This window comes from Corynebacterium sp. HMSC05D08, assembly GCF_001807215.1.
Classification (GTDB): Bacteria; Actinomycetota; Actinomycetes; order Mycobacteriales; family Mycobacteriaceae; genus Corynebacterium; species Corynebacterium striatum.
On record NZ_KV788351.1, the window covers coordinates 1 to 22901 of the forward strand.

28 protein-coding genes, 2 pseudogenes and 1 riboswitch are annotated in these 22901 nt (G+C 58.8%); of the genes and pseudogenes, 8 read left to right on the forward strand and 22 right to left on the reverse strand.

Annotated features, from left to right (window positions below; all coding sequences use genetic code 11):
* Nucleotides 1–120: 120 nt before the first annotated feature.
* The 11 genes from rpsQ to rpsJ are packed head-to-tail and all read right to left on the reverse strand — an operon-like array spanning nucleotide 121 to nucleotide 5299.
* On the reverse strand, nucleotides 121–405 hold the full coding sequence (gene rpsQ / locus HMPREF3148_RS10340) for a 30S ribosomal protein S17 (protein WP_005527733.1): 285 nt from the start codon (nucleotides 403–405) through the stop codon (nucleotides 121–123).
* Nucleotides 406–407: 2 nt separating this feature from the next.
* Entirely contained in the window at nucleotides 408–638 is a 231-nt protein-coding gene (rpmC, locus tag HMPREF3148_RS10345) for a 50S ribosomal protein L29 (RefSeq protein ID WP_005527735.1), read from the reverse strand.
* A complete protein-coding gene (gene rplP / locus HMPREF3148_RS10350; RefSeq protein WP_005527736.1) occupies nucleotides 638–1054 on the reverse strand; it encodes a 50S ribosomal protein L16 in 417 nt (138 codons plus the stop codon). Before rplP ends, rpmC begins: the two co-directional genes overlap by 1 nt.
* Nucleotides 1055–1057: 3 nt before the next feature.
* Complete coding sequence (gene rpsC / locus HMPREF3148_RS10355; protein ID WP_005527738.1) at nucleotides 1058–1804, reverse strand: 30S ribosomal protein S3; 747 nt, start codon at nucleotides 1802–1804, stop codon at nucleotides 1058–1060.
* Complete coding sequence (gene rplV, locus HMPREF3148_RS10360) at nucleotides 1804–2166, reverse strand: 50S ribosomal protein L22 (protein ID WP_005527740.1); 363 nt, start codon at nucleotides 2164–2166, stop codon at nucleotides 1804–1806. Before rplV ends, rpsC begins: the two co-directional genes overlap by 1 nt.
* A 3-nt stretch (nucleotides 2167–2169) precedes the next feature.
* Nucleotides 2170–2448: a 30S ribosomal protein S19 gene (gene rpsS, locus HMPREF3148_RS10365; RefSeq protein WP_005527741.1), complete on the reverse strand. Its 279-nt coding sequence runs from the start codon at nucleotides 2446–2448 to the stop codon at nucleotides 2170–2172.
* A 13-nt stretch (nucleotides 2449–2461) separates the two neighbouring features.
* Nucleotides 2462–3298, reverse strand: a complete 837-nt coding sequence (gene rplB / locus HMPREF3148_RS10370; protein WP_005527743.1) for a 50S ribosomal protein L2 — start codon at nucleotides 3296–3298, stop codon at nucleotides 2462–2464.
* Between the two features lie 35 nt (nucleotides 3299–3333).
* The gene (gene rplW, locus HMPREF3148_RS10375) at nucleotides 3334–3636 is read right to left on the reverse strand and encodes a 50S ribosomal protein L23 (RefSeq protein ID WP_005527745.1); all 303 of its coding nucleotides are present in this window, start codon (nucleotides 3634–3636) and stop codon (nucleotides 3334–3336) included.
* Entirely contained in the window at nucleotides 3636–4298 is a 663-nt protein-coding gene (gene rplD, locus HMPREF3148_RS10380; RefSeq protein ID WP_005527746.1) for a 50S ribosomal protein L4, read from the reverse strand. The genes rplW and rplD overlap by 1 nt, the downstream gene beginning before the upstream one ends.
* On the reverse strand, nucleotides 4295–4951 hold the full coding sequence (rplC, locus tag HMPREF3148_RS10385; RefSeq protein WP_005527748.1) for a 50S ribosomal protein L3: 657 nt from the start codon (nucleotides 4949–4951) through the stop codon (nucleotides 4295–4297). Before rplC ends, rplD begins: the two co-directional genes overlap by 4 nt.
* Nucleotides 4952–4993: 42 nt before the next feature.
* On the reverse strand, nucleotides 4994–5299 hold the full coding sequence (gene rpsJ, locus HMPREF3148_RS10390) for a 30S ribosomal protein S10 (protein ID WP_070509094.1): 306 nt from the start codon (nucleotides 5297–5299) through the stop codon (nucleotides 4994–4996).
* 646 nt (nucleotides 5300–5945) lie between these two features.
* Here rpsJ and HMPREF3148_RS10395 point away from each other — a divergent pair.
* From HMPREF3148_RS10395 to HMPREF3148_RS10420, 6 genes are read left to right on the forward strand one after another with little or no spacing between them, the layout of a single operon-like run.
* On the forward strand, nucleotides 5946–6470 hold the full coding sequence (locus tag HMPREF3148_RS10395; protein WP_100619312.1) for an Asp23/Gls24 family envelope stress response protein: 525 nt from the start codon (nucleotides 5946–5948) through the stop codon (nucleotides 6468–6470).
* Between the two features lie 12 nt (nucleotides 6471–6482).
* Nucleotides 6483–6839: a hypothetical protein gene (locus HMPREF3148_RS10400; protein WP_049063060.1), complete on the forward strand. Its 357-nt coding sequence runs from the start codon at nucleotides 6483–6485 to the stop codon at nucleotides 6837–6839.
* A gap of 2 nt (nucleotides 6840–6841) precedes the next feature.
* Nucleotides 6842–7036, forward strand: a complete 195-nt coding sequence (locus HMPREF3148_RS10405; protein ID WP_005527759.1) for a DUF2273 domain-containing protein — start codon at nucleotides 6842–6844, stop codon at nucleotides 7034–7036.
* A complete protein-coding gene (locus HMPREF3148_RS10410) occupies nucleotides 7036–7839 on the forward strand; it encodes an Asp23/Gls24 family envelope stress response protein (RefSeq protein WP_049063061.1) in 804 nt (267 codons plus the stop codon). Before HMPREF3148_RS10405 ends, HMPREF3148_RS10410 begins: the two co-directional genes overlap by 1 nt.
* Entirely contained in the window at nucleotides 7832–8410 is a 579-nt protein-coding gene (locus tag HMPREF3148_RS10415; RefSeq protein ID WP_049063062.1) for a DUF6286 domain-containing protein, read from the forward strand. The genes HMPREF3148_RS10410 and HMPREF3148_RS10415 overlap by 8 nt, the downstream gene beginning before the upstream one ends.
* Nucleotides 8403–8969 carry a hypothetical protein gene (locus tag HMPREF3148_RS10420; RefSeq protein ID WP_049063063.1) on the forward strand — a complete coding sequence of 189 codons (567 nt, stop codon included), beginning with the start codon at nucleotides 8403–8405 and terminating at the stop codon, nucleotides 8967–8969. The genes HMPREF3148_RS10415 and HMPREF3148_RS10420 overlap by 8 nt, the downstream gene beginning before the upstream one ends.
* Before the next feature lie 13 nt (nucleotides 8970–8982).
* On the opposite strand, the gene HMPREF3148_RS10425 is transcribed toward HMPREF3148_RS10420, so the two are convergent.
* The 5 genes from HMPREF3148_RS10425 to rpsL form a co-directional block, all read right to left on the reverse strand.
* Nucleotides 8983–9684, reverse strand: coding sequence for a hypothetical protein (locus HMPREF3148_RS10425; RefSeq protein ID WP_049152228.1), 702 nt, complete (start codon nucleotides 9682–9684; stop codon nucleotides 8983–8985).
* 112 nt (nucleotides 9685–9796) lie between these two features.
* Nucleotides 9797–10987 (reverse strand): elongation factor Tu, encoded by a 1191-nt coding sequence (tuf, locus tag HMPREF3148_RS10430; RefSeq protein WP_005527719.1) that lies wholly within the window; start codon nucleotides 10985–10987, stop codon nucleotides 9797–9799.
* A gap of 398 nt (nucleotides 10988–11385) precedes the next feature.
* Nucleotides 11386–13515 carry an elongation factor G gene (gene fusA, locus HMPREF3148_RS10435; RefSeq protein ID WP_034656509.1) on the reverse strand — a complete coding sequence of 710 codons (2130 nt, stop codon included), beginning with the start codon at nucleotides 13513–13515 and terminating at the stop codon, nucleotides 11386–11388.
* 273 nt (nucleotides 13516–13788) lie between these two features.
* Entirely contained in the window at nucleotides 13789–14256 is a 468-nt protein-coding gene (gene rpsG, locus HMPREF3148_RS10440) for a 30S ribosomal protein S7 (RefSeq protein ID WP_005527716.1), read from the reverse strand.
* A gap of 6 nt (nucleotides 14257–14262) precedes the next feature.
* Nucleotides 14263–14634 (reverse strand): 30S ribosomal protein S12, encoded by a 372-nt coding sequence (rpsL, locus tag HMPREF3148_RS10445; protein ID WP_046646811.1) that lies wholly within the window; start codon nucleotides 14632–14634, stop codon nucleotides 14263–14265.
* A 671-nt stretch (nucleotides 14635–15305) separates the two neighbouring features.
* Here rpsL and HMPREF3148_RS10450 point away from each other — a divergent pair.
* Together HMPREF3148_RS10450 and HMPREF3148_RS10455 are read left to right on the forward strand one after the other, a co-directional pair.
* Nucleotides 15306–17099, forward strand: a complete 1794-nt coding sequence (locus tag HMPREF3148_RS10450) for a ribonucleoside triphosphate reductase (protein ID WP_049152229.1) — start codon at nucleotides 15306–15308, stop codon at nucleotides 17097–17099.
* Nucleotides 17056–17796, forward strand: a complete 741-nt coding sequence (locus tag HMPREF3148_RS10455; RefSeq protein WP_080970019.1) for an anaerobic ribonucleoside-triphosphate reductase activating protein — start codon at nucleotides 17056–17058, stop codon at nucleotides 17794–17796. The genes HMPREF3148_RS10450 and HMPREF3148_RS10455 overlap by 44 nt, the downstream gene beginning before the upstream one ends.
* Here HMPREF3148_RS10455 and HMPREF3148_RS10460 read toward each other — a convergent pair.
* The 6 genes and pseudogenes from HMPREF3148_RS10460 to HMPREF3148_RS13720 form a co-directional block, all read right to left on the reverse strand.
* The gene (locus HMPREF3148_RS10460) at nucleotides 17777–18328 is read right to left on the reverse strand and encodes a nucleoside/nucleotide kinase family protein (RefSeq protein ID WP_005527710.1); all 552 of its coding nucleotides are present in this window, start codon (nucleotides 18326–18328) and stop codon (nucleotides 17777–17779) included. The genes HMPREF3148_RS10455 and HMPREF3148_RS10460 overlap by 20 nt on opposite strands.
* A gap of 19 nt (nucleotides 18329–18347) precedes the next feature.
* Nucleotides 18348–19118, reverse strand: a complete 771-nt coding sequence (locus HMPREF3148_RS10465; protein WP_083287761.1) for an energy-coupling factor transporter transmembrane component T family protein — start codon at nucleotides 19116–19118, stop codon at nucleotides 18348–18350.
* Nucleotides 19111–20523: an ABC transporter ATP-binding protein gene (locus tag HMPREF3148_RS10470; protein WP_070509096.1), complete on the reverse strand. Its 1413-nt coding sequence runs from the start codon at nucleotides 20521–20523 to the stop codon at nucleotides 19111–19113. The genes HMPREF3148_RS10465 and HMPREF3148_RS10470 overlap by 8 nt, the downstream gene beginning before the upstream one ends.
* Nucleotides 20524–20538: 15 nt before the next feature.
* Nucleotides 20539–21162 carry an ECF transporter S component gene (locus tag HMPREF3148_RS10475; protein ID WP_034656506.1) on the reverse strand — a complete coding sequence of 208 codons (624 nt, stop codon included), beginning with the start codon at nucleotides 21160–21162 and terminating at the stop codon, nucleotides 20539–20541.
* Nucleotides 21151–21304: riboswitch (TPP riboswitch) on the reverse strand. Its footprint overlaps the gene before it by 12 nt.
* 99 nt (nucleotides 21305–21403) lie before the next feature.
* A pseudogene (locus HMPREF3148_RS10480) lies at nucleotides 21404–21853 on the reverse strand (transposase); the annotation flags it as partial.
* 158 nt (nucleotides 21854–22011) lie between these two features.
* Nucleotides 22012–22901: pseudogene (locus HMPREF3148_RS13720) on the reverse strand (hypothetical protein); the annotation flags it as partial.

Consider the following 22901-nt stretch of genomic DNA (forward strand, 5'->3'; position numbering starts at 1 on the left):
AATCGGGCGAATGCCCTTTTGGCTACTTAGCCCTAGAAACGCGCATAAGAAAAGCCGACCAAGCCTTCTTCCTTTTGGGAAGAAAAGCCTGGCCGGCTTAAGTGTTGAAAAAGCTAGGTTTTACTTAGCCTTCTCCACGATCTCGACGAGACGGAAGTGCTTGTCCTTAGACAGCGGGCGGGTCTCGGCGATCAGAACGCGGTCGCCGATGCCGGCGGTCTCGTTCTCGTCATGTGCCTTAACCTTCTTGTTAGAGCGCATGATCTTGCCGTAAAGCGCGTGCTGCTTGCGGTCTTCGAGCTCGACGACGATGGTCTTGTCCATTTTGTCGGAAACTACGATGCCGATGCGGGTCTTGCGCGCACCGCGCTCCTTCTTTACTTCGTTCACGTTTGCCTCACTCATGATTAAGCCTCAGCTCCCGGAACTACGGACAGGCCCAGCTCGCGCTCGCGAAGAACGGTGTAGATGCGGGCAATGTCGCGCTTAACCGTGCCGATGCGGCGGTTGTTGGTCAGCTGGCCGGTTGCCTTCTGGAAACGAAGGTTGAACAGCTCTTCCTTCGCATCCTTAAGGCGGGTTTCCAGCTCAGCGTTGTCGAGCTCACGGAACTCGTGGGCGGGGGTACCGGTTGCCATTAGAACTGGTCCTCCTTCTTGATGATGCGGACCTTGCAAGGAAGCTTCTGGCCTGCACGACGCAGAGCCTCGATAGCAGTGGCCTCGTTCGGGTAGGACATCTCGAAGAGGACGCGGCCCGGCTTAACGTTGGCGACCCACTTCTCAACCGGGCCCTTACCGGAACCCATACGAACGCCGAGTGGCTTCTGGGTCAACGGACGGTCCGGGAAGATGTTGATCCACACCTTGCCACCACGCTTGACGTGGCGGTTGATGGCAATACGTGCGGCCTCAATCTGACGGTTGGTGATGTAAGCCGGCTCTAGAGCCTGGATTGCGTAATCACCAAAGTTAATGCGGTTACCGCCCTTGGAAACACCGCTACGGGTAGGACGGTGCTGGCGGCGGTACTTAACGCGCTTAGGAATCAGCATGGATTAGCCCTCCTGCTTCTGCTGTGCGCGCTGACGACGCTGGCCACCACGGCGCGGACGACCGTTACGGTCACCGCGGCCACGGCCCTGCGACGGAGCGTTCAGTTCGGATTCGCGTACGCCACCGACGACGTCACCCTTGTAGATCCACACCTTGATGCCAATGCGGCCGAAGGTGGTGTGGGCCTCTGCGGTGCCGTAATCGATCTCGGCGCGAAGAGTGTGCAGCGGAACGCGACCCTCGTGGTAGCGCTCGGTACGGGACATCTCGGCGCCGCCCAGACGACCGGACAAAAGGATCTTAATACCCTTGACCTGCGGCTGGCGCATAGCGGACTGGATAGCCTTGCGCATTGCACGACGGAATGCAACACGGTTAACCAGCTGCTCGGCGACGGACTGAGCAACCAGAGTTGCGTTGGCGTCGACCTGCTTGACCTCGAGGATGTTGAGGGCGACCATCTTGCCGGTGAGCTTCTCGAGCTCGCGGCGGATGCGGTCTGCCTCAGCACCGCGGCGGCCGATCACGATGCCCGGGCGGGCGGTGTGAATGTCGACGCGTACACGGTCACGGGTGCGCTCGATGACGACGTCGGCGATGCCGGCGCGGTCGAGGCCCTTCTCGAGGAACTGACGGATCTTGATGTCTTCGGCTACGTAGTTCGCGTAGTCCTTATCGGCGAACCAGTGGGTCTTCCAGTCGGAAGTGATGCCCAAACGTAGGCCGTGAGGATGGATTTTCTGGCCCATTACTTGGCCCCTTCCTTCTGGCTCTCGACCACCACGGTGATGTGGCTGGTGCGCTTACGAATCATGAATGCACGGCCCTGTGCGCGTGGCTGGAAGCGACGCATGGTCGGGCCCTCGTTGGCGTATGCCTCGGAGATGACCAGGGTGCGTGGGTCCAGACCGAAGTTGTTCTCAGCGTTAGCGGCTGCAGAAGCAACGACCTTAGCGACTGGCTTAGCAGCGCCCTGCGGAGCGTACTTCAGGATTGCAAGTGCCTCGGCTACGGACTTGCCGCGAACCAAATCGATGACACGGCGTGCCTTCATCGGAGTAACGCGGACGTAGCGGGCCGTTGCGGATGCGGAGGTGATGGTTTCACTCATCGCTTATCGACGTCCCTTCTTATCGTCCTTGATGTGACCCTTGAAGGTCTTGGTTGGTGCGAACTCACCGAGCTTGTGGCCGACCATGGAGTCCTCAACGAACACCGGCACGTGCTTACGGCCGTCATGGACGGCGAAGGTGTGACCGATGAAGTCAGGCAGAATGGTCGAGCGGCGAGACCAGGTCTTGATGACCTGCTTGGTGCCGGCCTCGTTCTGAGCATCCACCTTGTTGAGGAGGTGCTCATCGACGAACGGGCCTTTCTTAAGGCTGCGTGGCATTGTTTACCTCCTCTTAGCGCTTCTTGTTCGGGCGACGACGGCGCACGATCATGTTGTTCGAGTAACGGTTCGGGTTGCGGGTGCGACCCTCCTTCTTGCCCCATGGGGACACAGGGTGACGACCACCGGAGGTCTTACCCTCACCACCACCGTGTGGGTGGTCAACCGGGTTCATGACGACACCACGGACGGTCGGGCGAACGCCCTTCCAGCGCATACGGCCAGCCTTGCCCCAACGGATGTTCATCTGGTCAGCGTTGCCGACCTCACCCACGGTTGCGCGGCAACGGATGTCGACGCGGCGGATCTCGGAGGACGGCATACGCAGGATTGCGTACTTGCCTTCCTTACCCAGCAGCTGGATGGAAGCACCAGCGGAGCGGGCAAGCTTAGCGCCTGCGCCCGGCTTGAGCTCCACAGCGTGGATGGTGGTACCGGTTGGGATGTTGCGCAGCGGCAGGTTGTTACCAACCTTGATGTCGGCGTTAGCGCCGGCCTCAACGATGGTGCCCTGCTTCAGGCCCTTAGGGGCGATGATGTAGCGCTTCTCGCCATCTGCGTAGTGCAGAAGAGCGATGTTTGCGGTGCGGTTCGGGTCGTACTCGATGTGAGCAACCTTTGCCGGGATACCGTCCTTGTCCGTACGACGGAAGTCGATCAGACGGTAACGACGCTTGTGGCCACCGCCGATGTGGCGGGTGGTGATGCGGCCGTAGTTGTTACGACCACCAGTCTTGCTCAGCGGGCGCAGCAGGGACTTCTCCGGGGTGGAACGAGTGATCTCCTCGAACTCGGACACGGAGGATGCGCGGCGACCCGGAGTTGTCGGCTTGTACTTACGAATAGCCATAATTCTTCCTTTTCCTTTCGGCTCTCCGGTGGCGCTTAAGCGCCGCCGCCGAAGATGTCGATGGAGTCGCTGCCTTCACGAAGCGTCACGTACGCACGCTTGGTGGACTTGCGCTGACCGAAGCCGGTGCGGGTGCGCTTACGCTTACCTGCACGGTTAACGGTGTTCACGGAGTCAACCTTTACGCCGAAGATCTGCTCGATGGCATCTTTGATCTGGGTCTTGTTGGAGTCCGTGGAGACGTAGAACGTGTAAACGTTCTGCTCCATCAGGCCGTAGGACTTCTCGGAAACGACCGGGGCGATGATAATGTCACGCGGGTTAACGAGCTTAGCCATTACTTCTCCTCCTTAACTTCCTCGTTCGCACCCTGAGCGCGAGCGACGAAGGTGTGCAGAGCCTCAACGGAGAACACAACGTCGTCAGAGTAAAGAACGTCGTAGGTGTTCAGCTGGCCTGCATCCAGGATCTGGACGTTAGGCAGGTTGTTGGCGCTGCGGCGAGCGTTGATGTCCTCGCGGCCGACAACGAGCAGCACGTTCTTGCGCTCGGTCAGGCGCTCGATGAAAGCCTTAGCCGCCTTGGTGGACGGGGTCTGGCCCGGGACGAGCTCTTCGATTACATGGATACGCTCGTTACGAGCGCGGTCGGACAGTGCGCCGAAGAGAGCAGCCTTGATCATCTTCTTAGGGGTGCGCTGGCTGTAGTCGCGCGGCACTGGGCCGTGGGAGATACCGCCACCGGTGTAGTGAGGTGCGCGGATCGAGCCCTGGCGTGCACGACCGGTGCCCTTCTGACGGAAAGGCTTACGGCCACCGCCGCGGACCTCGCCGCGGGTCTTGGCCTTGTGGGTGCCCTGGCGAGCAGCGGCGAGCTGAGCGTTGACAACCTGGTGCATCAAAGCAATGGATGCCTCGGTGTCAAAGATCTCGGCCGGCAGCTCAACAGAGCCGTTGGTCTTACCTTCAGCGGTTTGGACGTCTAGCTTGAGGTTGCTCATGCGTGTGCACCGCCCTTCACTGCGGTCTTAACGGTGACGAGGCCACCGCGCGCACCAGGGATAGCACCCTTGATGAGCAGCAGGTTGGACTCGGCATCGATCTTCTGAATCTTCAGGTTCTGGGTGGTAACACGGTCCTGGCCCATGCGGCCAGCCATGCGGGTGCCCTTGAAGACGCGAGCCGGGGTAGCGCAGGCGCCGATGCCACCGACGCGGCGGTGAGCAGCCTGGTTACCGTGGGCAGCGCCCTGACCTGCGAAGCCGTGGCGCTTCATTGCGCCTGCGTAGCCGTGGCCCTTGGTGGTGCCGGTAACGTCGACGAAGGTAATGCCCTCGAAGATGTCAGCGGTAACTTCCTGGCCAACCTCGTAAGCAGAGGTGTCATCCATACGGATTTCGGCAACGTGGCGACGTGGGGTTACGCCAGCCTTCTTGAAGTGACCTGCGGCAGGCTTGTTTGCCTTGCGCGGGTCGATCTCGCCAAATGCGATCTGGATGGCGTTGTAGCCATCGGTTTCTGCGGTGCGAATCTGGGTAACAACGCACGGCCCAGCCTCGACGACGGTAACCGGCACAACGCGGTTGTCCTCGTCGAAGATCTGGGTCATGCCGAGCTTCTTGCCCAGAATGCCCTTGATCTCGTTTTCACTCATTGTTAGTTCTCCACCAAATATCTATTCGTCGATCGCTTTACACTACTGAATGTTTACGTCGACGCTGGCCGGAAGGTCGATGCGCATAAGAGCGTCAACGGTCTTCGGGGTCGGGTCGAGAATGTCGATCAGGCGCTTGTGAGTGCGCATCTGGAAGTGCTCGCGAGAGTCCTTGTACTTGTGCGGAGAACGAATAACGGCGTATACGTTCTTCTCGGTTGGGAGCGGCACTGGGCCAACAACACGAGCACCCGTACGGGTTACGGTCTCGACGATCTTCTTTGCAGAAGCGTCGATAGCCTCGTGGTCGTAGGCCTTCAGCCGAATGCGGATCTTTTGTCCCGCCACGCTTATCCTCTTCCTCGCTTCCCCACTTACACATTCCCGGCGTATCCGGGGCGTGAAGCGGTGGGAAATTGCTTCTCGATTTCTCTATAACGTTGTCCGGACTCTAGGGCCTGGGCTCAACGCCAGTTGTCTGACTGTCATGACGACCAAAAGATGCGACCTGGCATAAACCTTGGGGCGCAGTGCTTTCGACGGGGTACAAGACCCGAAGTCAAAGTCAATAGGAAGAGGACGGTTCTTCACGCATTACACGTGCGAGTACATGTCCAATTCGTATACTGCCGCTGTTTATTTGCCATGCCCCTTCTCCGGTCCATTCTCTCGGGATGCCTCTACTAAAACGCGGACCTAGCCCGATTGAATGACCTTCCCAGTGCACGCCTTAAGACGCCCACCAACAAAGGTGTCATGTTCGCTTTACCAGCAACTTTGCCATTGATATTCGACTTAGAGCCGGAAGTCAGTGACGCCGCCGTGTTAAAGCAACCCTTGTATTTAAGCATGTAATCACGCGTTTTCCAAACTTCTAACAAAACCGTGCCCAATATCACGTTTTCTAAAAGATCGACTACCGCACCCCACAATGTCCGCATTCAGTTATAGGCTCGGATGGGTAAGTTACTTTTAGCCTTCAAGAGAAGAGGAAATGCTCATGGCTGCTAACACCCCAGAAAACAATTCGACCACCCCAGCTACGGCCGCTACCGAGTCCAGCACCGCTAAATCCCCTGAGGCCGCCGCTACCCCTAAGGTAAACAAGAACCTCGAGACCGAGTTCGGTATCACCACTATTGACGACACTGTCGTATCCAAGATCGCCGGCATCGCTGCCCGCGAAGTGTCCGGCGTTGCTGCTCTCGGTGGCGGCGGCGCCCGCATGATGGGTTCGATCCGTGAATCCTTTGGCGCCTCCGAGGACGTTCGCCAAGGCGTCAGCGTGCAGGTTGCTAACGGTGTTGCCACCATCGAAGTCGCCATCATCGCCGAGTACGGCGTAGCCATCCACGAGCTGGCAGAGGCCATCCGCCGCAACATCATGAATGCCGTTGAGCGTATGACTGGCCTCGGCGTCGATCGCGTCGACGTTGTTGTTCATGATGTCAAGCTCCCGAAGGAAGACCTCGCCGCCGAGCAGTCCGCAAACAATTCCCTGCCGCTGGGCCAGGAATAGGACTAAGCCTTGATGTCTGACTCCGTCGAGTCCCCCACGACGCGCTTTGAGCTCGACGCCCCCGCTGCGCACCGCATAGTTGGAGCCGTGCTGGGGACGCAGGGCGTCGCCAAGCTACATGCCGGCTCCTTCGGTGAGGTGTCGCTGCTCTATCCGGGCGAGCGCATTGCTGGACTCAAGCGTCCGAATCCCCGCGATGATCGCCATCTGGAGGTACACATCGTGTTCGATGTGGCGCAGCAGGTGCCCGTCAAGGACGTCGCCGAAGGTGCTCGCGCGGCAGCGCTCGAGGCATGCTCCGAGCTTTCGCGAGTCGATGTTGTTGTAGCTGACGCTATCAGCAGCGCATTGAATACTAAAAAGGAATAAGCATGAAGAATTACTCCACACTCGGCATCGTGGCCGGCCTAGTTTTGGCATTTTTCATCCACCTCGGCCTGTGGCCCACGGTTCTGGCAGTCCTCCTCGCCGCGTTGGGCGGGGTCATTGGTGCTCACTTTGATGGTCGCATCGATCTCTCCGCGGTGTGGAATGGAATCGTTGGCAAGGATAAAGGGCAAGGCTAATGCCCCATGATTCCTCCCTTGCACGCAGCTCAGGCTCTTTAAGATTTTCCATTAAGTCCCTCGAGCGCATCGTTGGCACTGCCATCGCCAGTGTGCCCGGCACCGTAGCCATCGACGCCAAACTCGCGGGCCTTGCCGGGCGCGCGTTTCCACGGCTGCTCATCCAGAGCGACCCAACCAAGGAAGTCGTGGCTGTCGATGCCAACATCGCCGTTACTTGGCCCAGTCCGGTAACAGCTGTCGCCGAGGCCGCACGCGCCGCCATCGAAGAAGCTGTCAGAACCTACACCGGCTACGCCACCACACGTGTCAACGTCACCGTGGCCGCCGCTGTCCCTGGCGAGCGCGTAACAGGGCTAGCAGTGGCATCACGGCGCGCCCCGAGCGTGACCCTGCCACACACGCGGCCGCAGCGCGAGCTCCAAGCGATAGAGACCACGCACCTAGTGCAAATCCGCAGCGTCTCACGCCCTGAGCCACAACCGGTACGGGCAGTTTCGCCGCGCACGGCGCCCGTTTCCGTAGTGAGCGCTGCGACGCCGCAGCCGGCTGCGCTCACTCCAGTTCGCTCGCCCAAGTCAGCGGAGCTACGCCCAGTCGCGACTCCCCCAGCGCTCCAACTACGCCGGGTGGACACGCCACAGCCTGCGCCGCTGCGCCCTGTTCGAACGCCACAACCTGCTACGGCGTGGTCGCCGACGCTGCGGCCTAATGCCACAGTCCGGCGGCCCATGGCGCCACGGCCTGAACCACTTCGCGAGATAACCATCCAACCGCTCTTCCGAGGAGGTGCCCATGAGTAAAGAACGCAGTACCTTCCCGCGCGGCTTTGGCCAAAAGCCTGCCGCGTCGCCAGCGGCGCGCACGTGGACTGTCATACTCGGGCTCGTCTGTCTTGGAGGCTCGGCTTTCCTGGGCCGGGAGACCTGGGCGGTGAGCACGGGTGCAAGGTCTTGGCTGCAACCCTTCATCGACGTCATGTCTCAGGACAAAATCGAAACCTGGATGCTAGTCAGCGGCGGGGCGGCCATTTTGGTTGGTCTGCTTTTACTCGTGGCGGCATTCAAGCCGCGAAAATCCACCCACACACAGGTCGAATCAGAAGTAGCCTCCATGTGGTTGCGCCCCGTTGATATCGCACGCACTGCTTCCGCAGCAGCCCGTCGCGTTCCCGGCGTCGCAGCTGCGCGCAGTCGCGCGGTCATCTCCAAGGAGAAGATTACCGTCGATGTAACGGTCAACGGCGATACTGAGGATGAGGGTCTCATCTCCCGTGTGGAGGACGCAGTCGCGCAGACGCTGCAGCAACTCCACCGTCAGCCCCAGCTCACTGTTGCAGCCGAGAAACTCCCGGAGGTCGACGATCATGTCTAAAGGCTTAGCCGCTTTCGACCGAATCTTGTTACTCATTATTGCGGCCATTCTCATCGTGCTCGGCTTGTGGCCCATCCTCATCCACTTCGAGGTCCCCTTCGCGCTCTACCTTGCGCGGTGGGTCGACCACGACGAATGGGCAGCCCTTCCTCAACAAGGCTGGTGGGCTGCTGCACTAGGTACGGCGACGGTGGTGCTAGCTGTGTCCGGCTTATGGCTAGTAATTGCTAACCTGCGCCACCACCGCTTTAACAATGTGGCTTCTGAGTCCTCGAACGACAAAGGCAAGATATCAACCAACATGCAGGCAATCGCCGGTGCAGTCGCTGATACCTTGGCTGCGGAAGACGGCGTGGATAAAGTCACCCGCTTGGTGGCCTACGATCGCGCGCGTCCGACGCTCCAGTACACGGTTGAGGCGAACCCAGATACCGCTTTGTCTGCGCTTGTCGACGCCGTCGAGACCAACGAGCAGGACTTCCGCCTGGCATTCCCCGACGCCGACCTTGATACCGTGTACAAACTCCACTTTGGAAAGGTGCGAGCTCTTAAGGAATAGGCCGGTTCAGCACTTAGCTTTCGGCAGGGGCGGATTCAGCGAGGAATATCTCGGTGACCGCCCCAAACTCATGCGTCGTGCCACGAGATAAGCCCACGAGCAGCGGCGCGCCCACAGTACATTGCTCGATCACTGTCCACGAATAGTCGGTACGGTCCACACCCCGGTTGGCCGATGTGTAAACGTGCAAGCCGTGGTCCAAGACAATGACCTCATCGGACGTGCGGAGCATCCAGACGCGTTCACCGACGCTGCGTCGCTTCAGGCCTTCAAGACTGCGGTAATCTGGGGTCAGCTGAGTAATCAGCTCCGCCACGCCGCAACGGTGCTCAAAGCCTTCGGCATCAGTCACCACTAAAGGACGCCCCGGCCCCACTGGCCGTATTGCAGAATACTTCCACGAAACGGGCTGACCGGGTCCCGCCTTGGAGGTCGTACGCACGATGACGCGCTCGGCGTCGACAGTGACCCGGTTGCTTTCCGTGACGATGAGCCACAAACCTCGGGTCACACGGGCGTCGTCAAGCGGCAGCGTGGGCGGATGAACCCTCGCCATCGACTCAAGCGCGGCACGTAGCTCCTCATCGTCGACGCCCCAGCCCAAGCCCTGATTAGCGAGTATCGCAAAGATCGTGCCTAACGGCAGCTCCGGCTGTCCCTCCCACGCATCGCGAAGTGCGCGGAGGGTGCGGTCAATGCGGTTGGGATCAAGCATGGCTCAAAGCTTAACGGAGACGGCAGGTAGACATACAAAAAGCCACCACCTTCCCAAGCAGGGAAAGCGGTGGCTTTAGAGGGCGTTACTTTAAACGCTCAAGCAAGTGCTCTTACTTGATGATCTTGGTAACGCGGCCAGCGCCGACGGTGCGGGAGCCCTCGCGGATAGCGAAGCGCAGGCCCTCGTCCATAGCGACCGGCTGGATCAGCTCGACGGACATCTCGACGTTGTCGCCAGGCATAACCATCTCGGTGCCCTCAGGCAGCTTGATGACGCCAGTAACGTCGGTGGTGCGGAAGTAGAACTGCGGACGGTAGTTGTCCATGAACGGGGTGTGGCGGCCGCCCTCTTCCTTCTTCAGGACGTAGACGGAACCCTCGAACTGGGTGTGAGGGGTGTAAGCGCCCGGCTTGATAACAACCTGGCCGCGCTCAACCTCTTCACGCTTGGTACCACGCAGAAGCAGACCACAGTTGTCGCCAGCCTCGGTGTAGTCCATCATCTTGCGGAACATCTCGATACCGGTAACGGTGGTGGAGATGGACTTGTCCTGGATACCGATGATCTCAACGTCCTCGTTGACGTTCAGGGAGCCACGCTCAACACGGCCGGTAACAACGGTACCGCGGCCGGTGATGGTGAAGATGTCCTCGATTGGCATCAGGAACGGCTTGTCCAGCTCGCGCTCCGGATCCGGGATGGAGTCATCGCAAGCCTGCATCAGGTCAACGATAGCCTGTACCCACTTCTCGTCGCCCTCAAGAGCCTTCAGAGCAGAGATGTGAACGATCGGAGCTTCCTCATCGTAGTCCTGCTCTGCGAGCAGCTCGCGGATCTCCATCTCGACGAGCTCGATGATTTCCTCGTCGTCAACCATGTCGCACTTGTTCAGTGCAACGAGGATGTAAGGAACGCCAACCTGGCGAGCCAGAAGAACGTGCTCGCGGGTCTGCGGCATCGGGCCATCGGTTGCAGCAACAACCAAGATAGCGCCGTCCATCTGAGCAGCACCGGTAATCATGTTCTTGATGTAGTCAGCGTGGCCCGGAGCGTCAACGTGTGCGTAGTGGCGCTTCGGGGTGGAGTACTCAACGTGGGAAATGTTGATGGTAATACCGCGCTCCTTCTCCTCAGGAGCCTTATCGATCATGTCGAATGCGAAAGCGGTGTTCTCATCAGGGTACTGGTCAGCCAGAACCTTGGTGATCGCTGCGGTGGTGGTGGTCTTGCCGTGGTCGACGTGTCCGATGGTGCCGATGTTCACATGCGGCTTCGTACGCTCGAACTTCTCCTTTGCCACTGTTTGTCCTCCTGGACTCTATGGCGGCTGTAATTTCACAGCCACGGGGTTGGTTAATGTCATTGGCACTTGGAACGAAAATATCCCGAAGCGCTAATGACGCTTTCTTTACGTGCCAGTTACACGATCCTAGATTTATGCCGCAGTTTTTTCAAACTGCCTAAATAGGAGGTAACCCCGCGCATGTAGTGCGGACGTTGACCCTCGACAAGAATCTGATTATGGATCCTGGGAGGGTAACGGCCGGCTCAGCCAACACCCTTTGGTGCAAGTTCAGCCGACCGCTACCCCACCCAGTTCCTCACACGGGGGTACCCCGCCTGAGGCTGGCGTCTACTGGCGAAGACTACCAGCCCTTGGCTACGGGGTGGTGCGAGGGGGTTGGTTACAAAGCTTGTTTAAGCCTTGTTACCGGTACGCTCCTCGATGATTGCGGTTGCAACGGAGGAAGGAACCTCAGCGTAGGAATCGAAGACCATGCTGAAGTTTGCGCGGCCTGCGGTGGAGGAACGAAGGTCGCCGATGTAGCCGAACATCTCGGAAAGCGGAACCTTAGCCTTGACAACCTTTGCGCCAGAGCGGTCTTCCATCGCGTAAACCTGGCCACGACGGGAGCTGATGTCACCGTTAACGGTGCCCATGTACTCCTCAGGGGTAACAACCTCAACGGCCATAACAGGCTCGAGCAGGACTGGCTTTGCCTTAGCAACAGCTTCCTTCAGCACCTGGGAACCAGCGAGCTTGAAGGCCATCTCAGAGGAGTCAACGTCGTGGTAAGCGCCGTCCTCAAGGGTTGCCTTGATGTTAACCAGCGGGAAGCCAGCGAGGTAACCGTACTGCATTGCATCCTGGATACCAGCGTCGACGGAAGGGATGTACTCCTTCGGGACGCGGCCACCGGTGACGGCGTTCTCGAACTTGTAGGTTGCGGACTCGCCCTCCTCCAGCGTCTCTGGGTCCGGGTTGTAAGGCTCGATGGTGACGATGACCTTTGCGAACTGACCAGAACCACCGGTCTGCTTCTTGTGGGTGTAGTCCAGGGACTGAACCGTCTTGCGGATGGTCTCACGGTAAGCAACCTGTGGGTTACCGATGTTTGCTTCGACCTTGAACTCGCGCTTCATACGGTCAACCAGAACGTCGAGGTGGAGCTCGCCCATGCCGCCGATAACGGTCTGGCCGGTCTCTTCGTCGAGCTCGACAGTGAAAGTTGGGTCCTCAGCAGCGAGCTTCTGGATAGCGGTACCCAGCTTCTCCTGGTCAGCCTTGGTTTTAGGCTCGATGGAGACCTTGATAACCGGATCCGGGAAGTCCATGGACTCGAGGATGATCGGGTTGTCCTTGTCGCACAGGGTGTCACCAGTGGTGGTGTCTTTCAGACCGATAACAGCATAGATGTTACCTGCGTCAGCCTGCTCGACCGGGTTCTCCTTGTTTGCGTGCATCTGGAACAGCTTGCCGATGCGCTCCTTTTTACTCTTGGTGGAGTTGAGCACCTCGGTGCCCGGCACAACCTGACCAGAGTAAACGCGGACGAAGTTGAGCTGGCCGAAGAACGGGTGCGCAGCAATCTTGAAGGACAACGCAGAGAACGGGGACTCAACGGAAGGCTTACGCGTAACCTTCTCGTCCTCGTTGCCGACAGCGTGGCCGACGACCTCGCCCACATCGAGTGGGTTCGGGAGGAAGTCAACGACAGCGTCGAGAAGCGGCTGGACACCCTTGTTGCGGTAAGCGGTACCACAGAGAACTGGGTAGACCTCGGAGTTGATGGTCATCTTGCGGATGGCTGCCTTGATCTCGTCAAGGGTCAGCTCCTCACCGCCGAAGTACTTCTCCATGAGCTCTTCGTCAGACTCAGCAACTGCCTCGAGCAGCTTCTCGCGGTACTCTTCAGCCTTCTCCTGCAGGTCAGCAGGGATCTCCTCGATGGTCGGCTCAGCACCGGTCTCCACCTTGCCACGCCAAGTGATGGCACGCATGTTCAGCAGGTCAACGACGCCGTCGAAGTCGTCCTCAGCGCCGATTGGCAGCTGCAGAACCAGTGGCTTTGCGCCGAGGCGGTCGATGATGGTCTGAACGGTGAAGTAGAAGTCAGCGCCCAGCTTGTCCATCTTGTTGACGAAGCAGATACGCGGAACGTCGTACTTAGCAGCCTGACGCCACACCTGCTCAGACTGTGGCTCAACGCCTTCCTTGCCGTCGAAGACAGCAACAGCGCCATCCAGGACACGGAGGGAGCGCTCAACCTCAACGGTGAAGTCAACGTGACCCGGGGTGTCGATGATGTTGATCTGGTTGTTGTTCCAGAAACAGGTAACAGCAGCAGAGGTAATGGTGATACCGCGCTCCTTCTCCTGCTCCATCCAGTCAGTGGTGGATGCACCGTCGTGAGTCTCGCCGACTTTACGGTTGATGCCGGTGTAGAAAAGAATACGCTCGGTGGTAGTGGTCTTACCAGCATCGATGTGAGCCATGATGCCGATGTTACGGACCTTGTGAAGGTCCTTAAGCACTTGTTGTGCCACGGTTTTACCCCAACTTATTTATCGTGGACGCCTTGTCCTGGGCGCACGCTTCATCTTCACGTACCCCAGTCCATGCCGCCCGCATGGATAGGTCTTGTTTAATTTTGCCACGTCTTGGACTCGTTAGCAGCTTCAGGCCGCTAATTGCCCAGAAAAAAGGTCCGAGCAACGCTATTTAGTTTGTGTTTCCAGCGCTTCTCTAAATACAAGAAATACAGAAGCGCTGTTAAGCGCGAACTTTTACGTTGCTCGGACCATAGGCATACGCCGGTATTACCAGCGGTAGTGTGCGAAGGCGCGGTTAGCCTCAGCCATCTTGTGAGTGTCTTCACGACGCTTCACGGAAGCACCAAGACCGTTGGAAGCATCCAAAATCTCGTTAGCGAGACGATCGATCATGGTGTTCTCACGACGCTGGCGGGTGAAGGTCACCAACCAACGCAGAGCGAGGGTGTTAGCGCGAGCCGGCTTGACCTCAACTGGAACCTGGTAGGTAGCGCCACCGACACGGCGGGAGCGAACCTCGAGGTCCGGGCGGATGTTGCCCAGAGCCTTCTCCAGGGTGCCGACTGGGTCGGTACCGGTCTTCTCACGGCAAGCCTCGAGAGCACCGTAGACGATGCGCTCTGCGGTGGACTTCTTGCCATCGAGGAGGATCTTGTTCACGAGCATGGTGACCTGCTCGGAGTTGTATACCGGGTCCTTGACTACAGGACGCTTCGGAGCAGCATTCTTACGCATTGTTGATTACTGTCCCTTCTTTGCACCGTAGCGGGAACGAGCCTGCTTGCGGTCCTTAACGCCCTGGGTATCCAGTGCGCCACGGATAATCTTGTAACGAACACCCGGAAGGTCCTTAACACGACCGCCGCGGACGAGCACCATGGAGTGCTCCTGCAGGTTGTGGCCCTCGCCTGGGATGTACGCGGAAACCTCGATACCGGAGGTCAGGCGAACACGAGCGACCTTACGCAGTGCAGAGTTCGGCTTCTTCGGGGTGGTGGTGTAAACGCGGGTGCAAACGCCACGACGCTGAGGGGAACCCTTCAGCGCTGCGGTTGCAACCTTGGAGCGCTTATCATGGCGGCCCTTGCGGACCAGCTGCTGAATAGTTGGCATAAATCTAGTCTTTCTGTATGACTTCGGCTGAACTGACCGATGCTGCCCAAACACGCGAAAATGGGGGCTCTTTTCCGGGGCCCTTCCGCATGTCCAGAACATCAATCAGCCATTCAAGCCGATTAATCGATCAGACTTTTCGCCCTACATGAAGGCGAAACCTCTTCGAACAATAGCAGCGACACGCAAAACATCCAAATTTCATCCACCTGGCTTTCCTTCCATCACCGCAGGCAGTCAATCGCACAACGCTTGACGACGCCGCGCCTCACTCGAGGCAGCTGTGACAAATTCCCCGGAACTTTCCACTCCACCCAAAATCGGGCTTTAAGTTTCACCTATAGAGGCAACAATCACAGGCACTAAATAGGCACATACCCTTTCGAACTTTCACCAAACAGGGCACTACATATAGTGTCTCACACTCCAAGACCTCCCATATCTTGTATTTCGTCGACCCACCCCGCCACAAATTACAGCTATGTTATTCCGTGACGCCCAGCGCCGCGCGGTGGCTTTTCTGCCATCTCGGCTTACTGCAGGTTCTCCCACATGAATGCGGTCGCCATTGCTTTCCCTATATGCGCGCCTGGGCATGCCATCAGAGCTGGAAAGGCAGCGAGCTTTTCGCTGTATCAGCGCTCCATTTTCATAGCGAAGGGAAGAACTACATGGGTTCACGGACCATTAACGTCGCAGATTCCATCGAGGAGTACTTGGGCCGGCGTGATTGGCGCATAAACGCCAATGCCAATCAGGATTTCTCGTTGGGAGGATTGATTCTTAACAATGCGGGCAAAGTAACTGCCAATTACTGGCTGGATGAGGTCTTTTCGGAAGCTGCGGGTAATGCCCACCGAGCAGGTGATATTCATATCCACGATCTAGACATGCTCAGCGGCTATTGTGCTGGCTGGTCACTGCGCCGCGTCCTCGAGGAAGGCTTCGGTGGTGTTCCCGGCACGATTTCCTCGGCGCCACCGAAGCACTTCTCCTCCGCGTGCGGTCAGATCGTCAACTTCTTAGGCACGCTGCAGAACGAGTGGGCGGGCGCGCAGGCCTTTTCTAGCTTCGATACATATATGGCGCCTTTCGTGCGGCTGGATAACCTCAGCTACGGCCAAGTACTTCAATACATGCAGGAATTTATCTTCAACCTGAACGTGCCTTCGCGCTGGGGTACGCAGACGCCGTTCACGAATCTCACCTTCGATTGGCACTGCCCCACCGATCTGCGGGATCAAACCCCGCTCATCGGCGGCGAGCCCGCAGACTTCTGTTACGGCGACTTGGAGACGGAAATGGCCATCATCAACCGTGCTTTCATCGAGGTGATGTCACAAGGTGATGCCGACGGCAGGCCATTTACCTTCCCGATTCCGACCTACAACATCACGCCGGATTTTGACTGGGATAGCGAGAACGCCGAAGCTCTGTTCACCATGACAGCCAAGTACGGTCTGCCCTACTTCCAGAACTTCCTTAACTCCGATCTTGACCCCGGCATGATTCGCTCAATGTGTTGCCGCCTGCAGTTGGACCTACGCGAGCTATTAAAGCGCGGCAATGGTTTGTTCGGCTCCGCCGAGTTGACCGGCTCCATCGGCGTGGTCACGCTCAACTGCGCACGCCTGGGCTACCTCTACCGCGGCGACGAGGAGGCGCTGTTGACGCGCGTCGCGGAGCTGGTAGATCTCGGCGTCGACACGCTCGAGCGCCGCCGCGCCTTTGTTAACAAGTGCTTGGAGAAAGGTCTTTTCCCCTATACCAAGCGTTGGCTGCCCAGCTTGGATAACCACTTCTCCACTATCGGCGTCAACGGCTGCAACGAGATGATCCGTAACTTCACTGCCGACACCTACGATCTCACCGATCCGCGCGGCCGCGCTCAGGTATTGCGTCTGCTGGAGCGGGTTCGCGCACTGCTTGTCGACGCCCAGGAAAGAACCGGGCACCTTTATAACCTTGAAGCCTCGCCTGCCGAGGGCGCTACCTATCGCTTCGCACGCGAGGACCTGAAGCGCTACCCAGACATCCTGCACGCTGGCAGCGAAGAAGAACCGTATTACACGAATTCCTCGCAGCTTCCCGTCGCGCACACTCCCGATCCCTTTGCCGCACTCCAAGCCCAGGAGGATCTGCAGACCCAATACACCGGCGGCACCGTGCTGCATCTCTACATGGGCTCAGCAATGTCCTCCGGTAAGGCGTGCGCGAACCTCGTGCGCCGCTCGCTGGAGAACTTCCGACTGCCCTATGTCACCATCACGCCGACCTTTTCCATCTGTAACTCCCACGGCTATATCTCCGGCGAGCATCCGCACTGCCCCGACTGCGGTTCCAGCACTGAAATGTGGACGCGCGTGATGGGCTATTTCCGGCCAGTCTCCAGCTTCAACACGGGCAAGAAGGGAGAGTTCCATGAGCGCGAGTACTTCGACGAGAGGCTTGCGGCCGGCGTTTAAGACTGCGCCTTCGTTGCAAGCGCCGAAGCTAAGTTCCAGAACGCAGCTGCCGATTGGCGGGCTTATCCCCTTCTCGGCAACAGATTGGCCAGATCACCTGACCATGACGTTGTTCCTCAACGGCTGCCCGCTGCGGTGTAGCTACTGCCATAACCCGCAGCTGCAGGTCTTTGGGCCGGGAAGCTATAGCTGGCAGGACGCGCTTTCCTTGCTGTGCTCGCGCCGCGGGCTACTCGACGGCGTGGTTTTCTCCGGCGGCGAGCCACTTTCCGCGCCCGGGCTGCCGCAGGCGATAGCCGAGGCCCACGCGGCTGGCTTTAAAGTTGGCCTCCACACGAGCGGCTATCTACCGGGCCGGTTGGACAAGCTCATGGCCCATCCCGAAACACGGCCGGAATGGATAGGCATCGACGTCAAAGCCCTGCCGGAAGACCTGCCGCAGGTCACCGGCTGCAGCCGTGCCCAAGCGCAGCGGATGTGGGAGTCCTTCTATCTTTTGGCAGATTATGCGCGGACAGGGCGGCTATCGCTGCAAGCCCGAACCACATTGTGGCCAGGGTCGGGCATCGAGGCACGGCTTCCCGAACTGGAAGAACGCGTTGCGCAACAGGGGCTTAAGCTGGTGCGCCAGTGGGCGCACGACGTCGACAAGCACGGCGTCTACTGCGGGGCGGAAGCTACTGCCATACCCACGTAAAATCGGCGTCGGCGGCGTGCTCGGAGAAGTAAACCTTCTCCTGCGCCTCCCAGGTCTCGAACCACTCTGCGTAGTGCGGATCACGCTCGATGGCTCGCTCATAGCGCTTTTCGCGCGGGCCGTCGAGGCGCACCGTAATCACGGTGCCGCGCTCCTTAGCCGCAGCAATGTTTTCCGGAGTAACCGCACCGACGCCCTCCACGATGAGATCGTCGCGTGCATCCAAGCTCGCCCACTCACCCGGCGCACCGGCCTCCCAATCCCAGCGCCAATAGCCGGGATTGGTCTCGCGCAGCACCTGCTCGGCAACCATCCGGGAGCCCTGTTCAAGCCCGTGCCAACCGGGATAGAACTCGTCCAGGTGCACCACACGCCAGCCTGCTCTATCGGCGAGGGCGGCGCAGGCCCACGTCTTGCCTGCACCCGATGGCCCATCGATGAGCACCGTCACCGGCTTGAAGGGTTTCTTGCGCGTCGCGGCAGCCTTGATGACATCCTCGATGAGGCGGTCGAGCTGACTGTCGAAGTCCATGCTTCGTGGCCCTTTCGTCTTATAGACCGAAGAATCTCCAGGAATCTGTAACTACCGACGCTACCACCGGCACCGCTGCCAAAAGTGAACCGGCTAACATGATGAGCCAATCTTTCCTACTCACACGCGACTCGCGCGCCCACGTGCGTGACGGCGAGTACAGCGGAGTACGTCCAAAGCCGCGGGCCTCCATCGCCGTGGCCAGCTTGCCTCCGCGGCGCAGCGCAACTACCAAGAGACCGAAGGACATCGTAAGCAAATGCTTAACCTTGCCGCGATCCCCCAATCCCCGCGCCCTCCGAGCACGAGCCATGGAATCCCAGTCGTCTCGAAACAGCGTCGCCATGCGCACACCGGCGACCGCGCCAATAACAAAACGCGAAGGCAGGCGAAGGTTTTGCGCCAGGGCGTCGCCTAAGCGTGTGGGATCAATGTCGCGCGCGAGGACAATCATTGGCAGCGCTACCGCGAGCACACGCAGCATCATTGCCACTGAAAGGGTCACCGAGTTCTCCGAAACCACGATGAGCCAAAGCCGGAAGTAAACCTCTCCGCCCTCGGCGCCATACAGCAGCATCGAAACGCCAGACAGTGCGGCGAGGATAAACAGGAACCATCCGCTTCTTATGAGCTTTCCCCAACTGACTCCACACAGCGGCGCAAATACGAAGGTGATGACCAAAGAAACCGCGGCGGAGACCCGATCCACCGAGAGAAACAACGGCAAGGTCAGCGCCAGCATAAGGTAAACCCGCGTCAATGGGTTTACGTCGGACAAGATATTAGGCACGCGGCACCTCCACGCGGTTGTCGCCGAGAGCCGCGATGAAGAGGGGGTCGTGGGTTACCGAAGCAATGGTCACTCCCTCATCGCTTAACTCGCGCAGCATCCACACCAGTTCCGCGAAGGTCTGCGGATCTTGACCGAACGTCGGCTCATCAAGCAAGAGCACCGCCGGCGCGCTCACCAGTGCTGTTGCCACCGACAGGCGCCGTTTCTCTCCGCCCGAAAGTGTGAAGGGGTTGGCGCCAAGCAGCTGCCCCAAACGCAGGCGCTCCACTAGTTCCGCGATGCGCTTTTCTGGAACCTCCTCGCCCATCACTCGGGGTCCCACGCGTAGCTCATCGGCAACGCTGCGCGCGACGAATTGATGTTCTGGGTTCTGAAACACGTACCCAATGCGATGCGCGAGCTCGCGCGACTTCCACGTTGCCGGGTCTCCTTTGAGGCCGCGGCGCACGTGCTCGGCGACGCCCACCTCACCCGAGGTATAAGGAAGCAGTCCCGCCATGGTTTCCAGCCAGGTAGTCTTGCCAGCACCATTGGGGCCAGTCACCACGGTTGAAGCTCCCGCAGGAAGCTCAAAGGTACGCGGCGGACCAAAGCGGGTAGCCAAATCCTGCGACCACATCGCTGGCTCAAGGCTGGATACGTCTTGCGGAACGCGAGCCTGCGGCAGCGTGGGCATCACCTGGGCGCGGGCTTCTAGGACCTGCTCGATAGGCGCGTCTAATGCAACCTGCCCGTCCTCGATGAGTAGTCCGCGTTGCAGCAGGTGACACCATCTATCTGGCTGGTGCTCAACCACGATGAGCGTGGCCCCGGTGCGCTCCACCAGCTGGGTCACCGCACAAACCACCGAATCGGCGCCCTCTGGGTCAAGGTTCGCCGTGGGCTCGTCCAACAAGATGAGCCCGGCGCCCATCGCCATCACTCCCGCCAAAGCGAGGCGTTGCTTCTGACCACCAGACAGACGTGCGGTGGGATGGTCGTGTGGAAGATCGAGCCCGACCACCGATAAAGACTGATCGACTCGACCCCAAATCTCGGAGCGCTCAAGGCCGAGGTTCTCGCAGCCGAAAGCAACGTCGTCACCCACTCGCGAGGAAATTACCTGGGAATCAGGATCCTGCAGGACCAGCCCCACTGGCATGCCTTCGCCAGGCCACTCACCATTGCTCGCGGTAGCAGCTCCGAAGAGCTGGATCTCTCCTACCTGCTCGCCTTCTTCATCGCCACCGAGCACTCCGGCAAGAGCCGCCAAGAGCGTGGACTTGCCAGAACCGGAGTCGCCGCACAGCAGAATTTTTTCGCCCGGCTCGACGTGGAAAGTAACATCCCGCAGCGCCGGCTCCGCGCGCCCGGCATGGGTCCAGCCGAAGCCTTCTACGCGGATGCCTGTTCCAGAAACCATTCTTGAAAGCGCTTCTTAAGCCTCGCGGCCGGCAGCAAACCGGTCGAGCGCGCCAGTGGCTGCTAGCGCCTTAACCGTGAAGTAGCCCAGAACGCCGGCCAGGATCGCACCAGAAAGGCCGGTGCAGACCAAGTAGATAATGTTGTATTCAACGGAGCGGGCTAGGTGGCCGGACGTGAAGAGCTCCAAAGTCCATGCACCGACGCCGGCGGCAAGGCCAGCGATGGTGGCAACAAGCAGGTTAAAAGAACGGTAGGCAAAGATGGCGAAGACAATCTCCACGCCGATGCCTTGGGCGAAGCCAGAGAGCAAGGTTGCCGCGCCCCACTGGGAACCAAGAGCTGCGGAGACGCAGGCAGCGAGCAGCTCCACGAAGAGCGCCGCTCCCGGCTTGCGGATGATGAGCCCACCGAGCACTCCTCCCAGCAACCAGATGCCAGAGGCCAAACCGCCCAGGCCAGGGGTAAAGGCATCGAGAGCCTGGTAGCCGGCATAACCCGCGGTGTTCCAGAACAAGAAAATCAGGCCACACGCCACGGACAAGACCGCGGCCACGACGATGTCGACGACGCGCCAGCGGCGGTTGGACTTTCCAGCCGTGTGTGCAGTGCGTGCCGAAGATGCAGGTGTAGTAGACATTTTCCTCCCTCGCGCCGGTATTACCCGGATCAGGTGCAACGGTTCCCATATGTGGGGTCTCAGCCTTCTCCCTCGCAAACTACTGCGTTTGTTGTTCCTTAGTTACGGTCTAAAGAGGGAGAAAGCACCCGTGTTCGCTGTGTAATTAGATAATTTCGTCAACTTGGACCCACTAATGCTAGCAAAAGTAGAAAAGCCTCATGTAAATGAACTACGCCCCGCTTTCCGGACTGAGTTAACTCTAAATGGTTTGGGCCGTTGCAAGGGCTTGGTTCCGATATTGCATCGGGGCCAGGCCCTTGAATTGTTCCTGTAGTCGGGTCGTGTTGTACCACAGGATGTAATCATCAATAGCTTGGCAGAACTCCTCGACACTGTTGAAGTAAGCACCGTGGTACATCTCAGATTTCAAGTGACCGAAGAAGTTCTCCATCACTGAGTTGTCATAGCAATTGCCTTTCCAAGACATTGCCTGCACGCCACCAACGGTTGTAATCAAGTCACGACAGCTGGCGTGCTGGTACTGGAAGCCTTGGTCGGTGTGCACAATGAGTCCTTCACCTGGACTAAACAGGGCAATGGCATCCGATAACGATCTTGATGTGAACTTGGTGTTCGGTGATGTAGACAGCGTATGAGCCAAGATGGTTCGGTCAAACAGATCCATAATCGGCGATGAGGTTACCCTCGTTTACCACTATCTGACAATAGAAAACGATCGGCCGTTGGCCCTGGCAATCCTTGCGGACTGTCAGGGCCAACGGTCGATAGTGTTTTCTAATCGGTGGGAAGACTATGCCCTTCCCGTGGCGAGGAAGTGCGGGCCTTCAATCAGCCCCGCACTCACGACTACTTGGAGGAGCTAGAAGAGCCGGAGGAACCAGCGCCTGGAGCACAGGCGTTAACTAGCAAACCCAAAGCGAGTGTGCCAGCCGCGGCAAGTGCAATTGCGCCGCCGATTCGGCCGGCCTCTGGGCTAGCCTTCTTCAGCATCAGGTCGATCTGGCCTAGTTGCTTTGCCAGCGGTTCGTTATAGATTCCCAGCTGCTTCTGAAGCTCGATGTTCTTCTGAGCTAATTGGCGATTGATGCCATTAATCCTTGCAGAAACCTGCTCTACCATTGGGGACAGGCCCGGGATATGCATTTGGGAAGCCAAACCAATAGGCAACAGCAACAACAGTGGCAGGCCAATACCTGCAGCAGCCGGTGCGCAGCGCTGCCAATCAATGTCGGAGGAACCTCCTGGAACCTTGGTATCCGGGGTCTCAGCATCCGGTTTCTCGACTAGGTCAGCAACGCCATTGTTGTTCTTGTCGGTTACACCGGTATCGCCAAGGCCGTCACCGTCTTTATCAGTGACCTTTCCTTCAGGAACATCGGACTCGTCCTTGTTGGACTTGCCGTCACCGTCGGTGTCCTCATCACCATCATTGGTGCCATCACCATCGGTATCCGGGTTCAGCGGATCAAGGCCAGCTGCCTTCTCATCATCATTGGAAACCCCGTCGCCATCTGCATCAGGATCCTCTTCATTGATGATGCCGTCGCCGTCCTTATCGCCCTTCGGACCATCCTGGTCATCCTTATCGATGATATCCGGAATGCCATCACCGTCAGAGTCCTTGGACTTATCAACAGACGGGTCAGACTCCTCCTTGTTGGACTTGCCGTCACCGTCAGCGTCCTCATCACCATCATTGGTACCATCACCATCGGTATCCGGATTGTACGGATCAG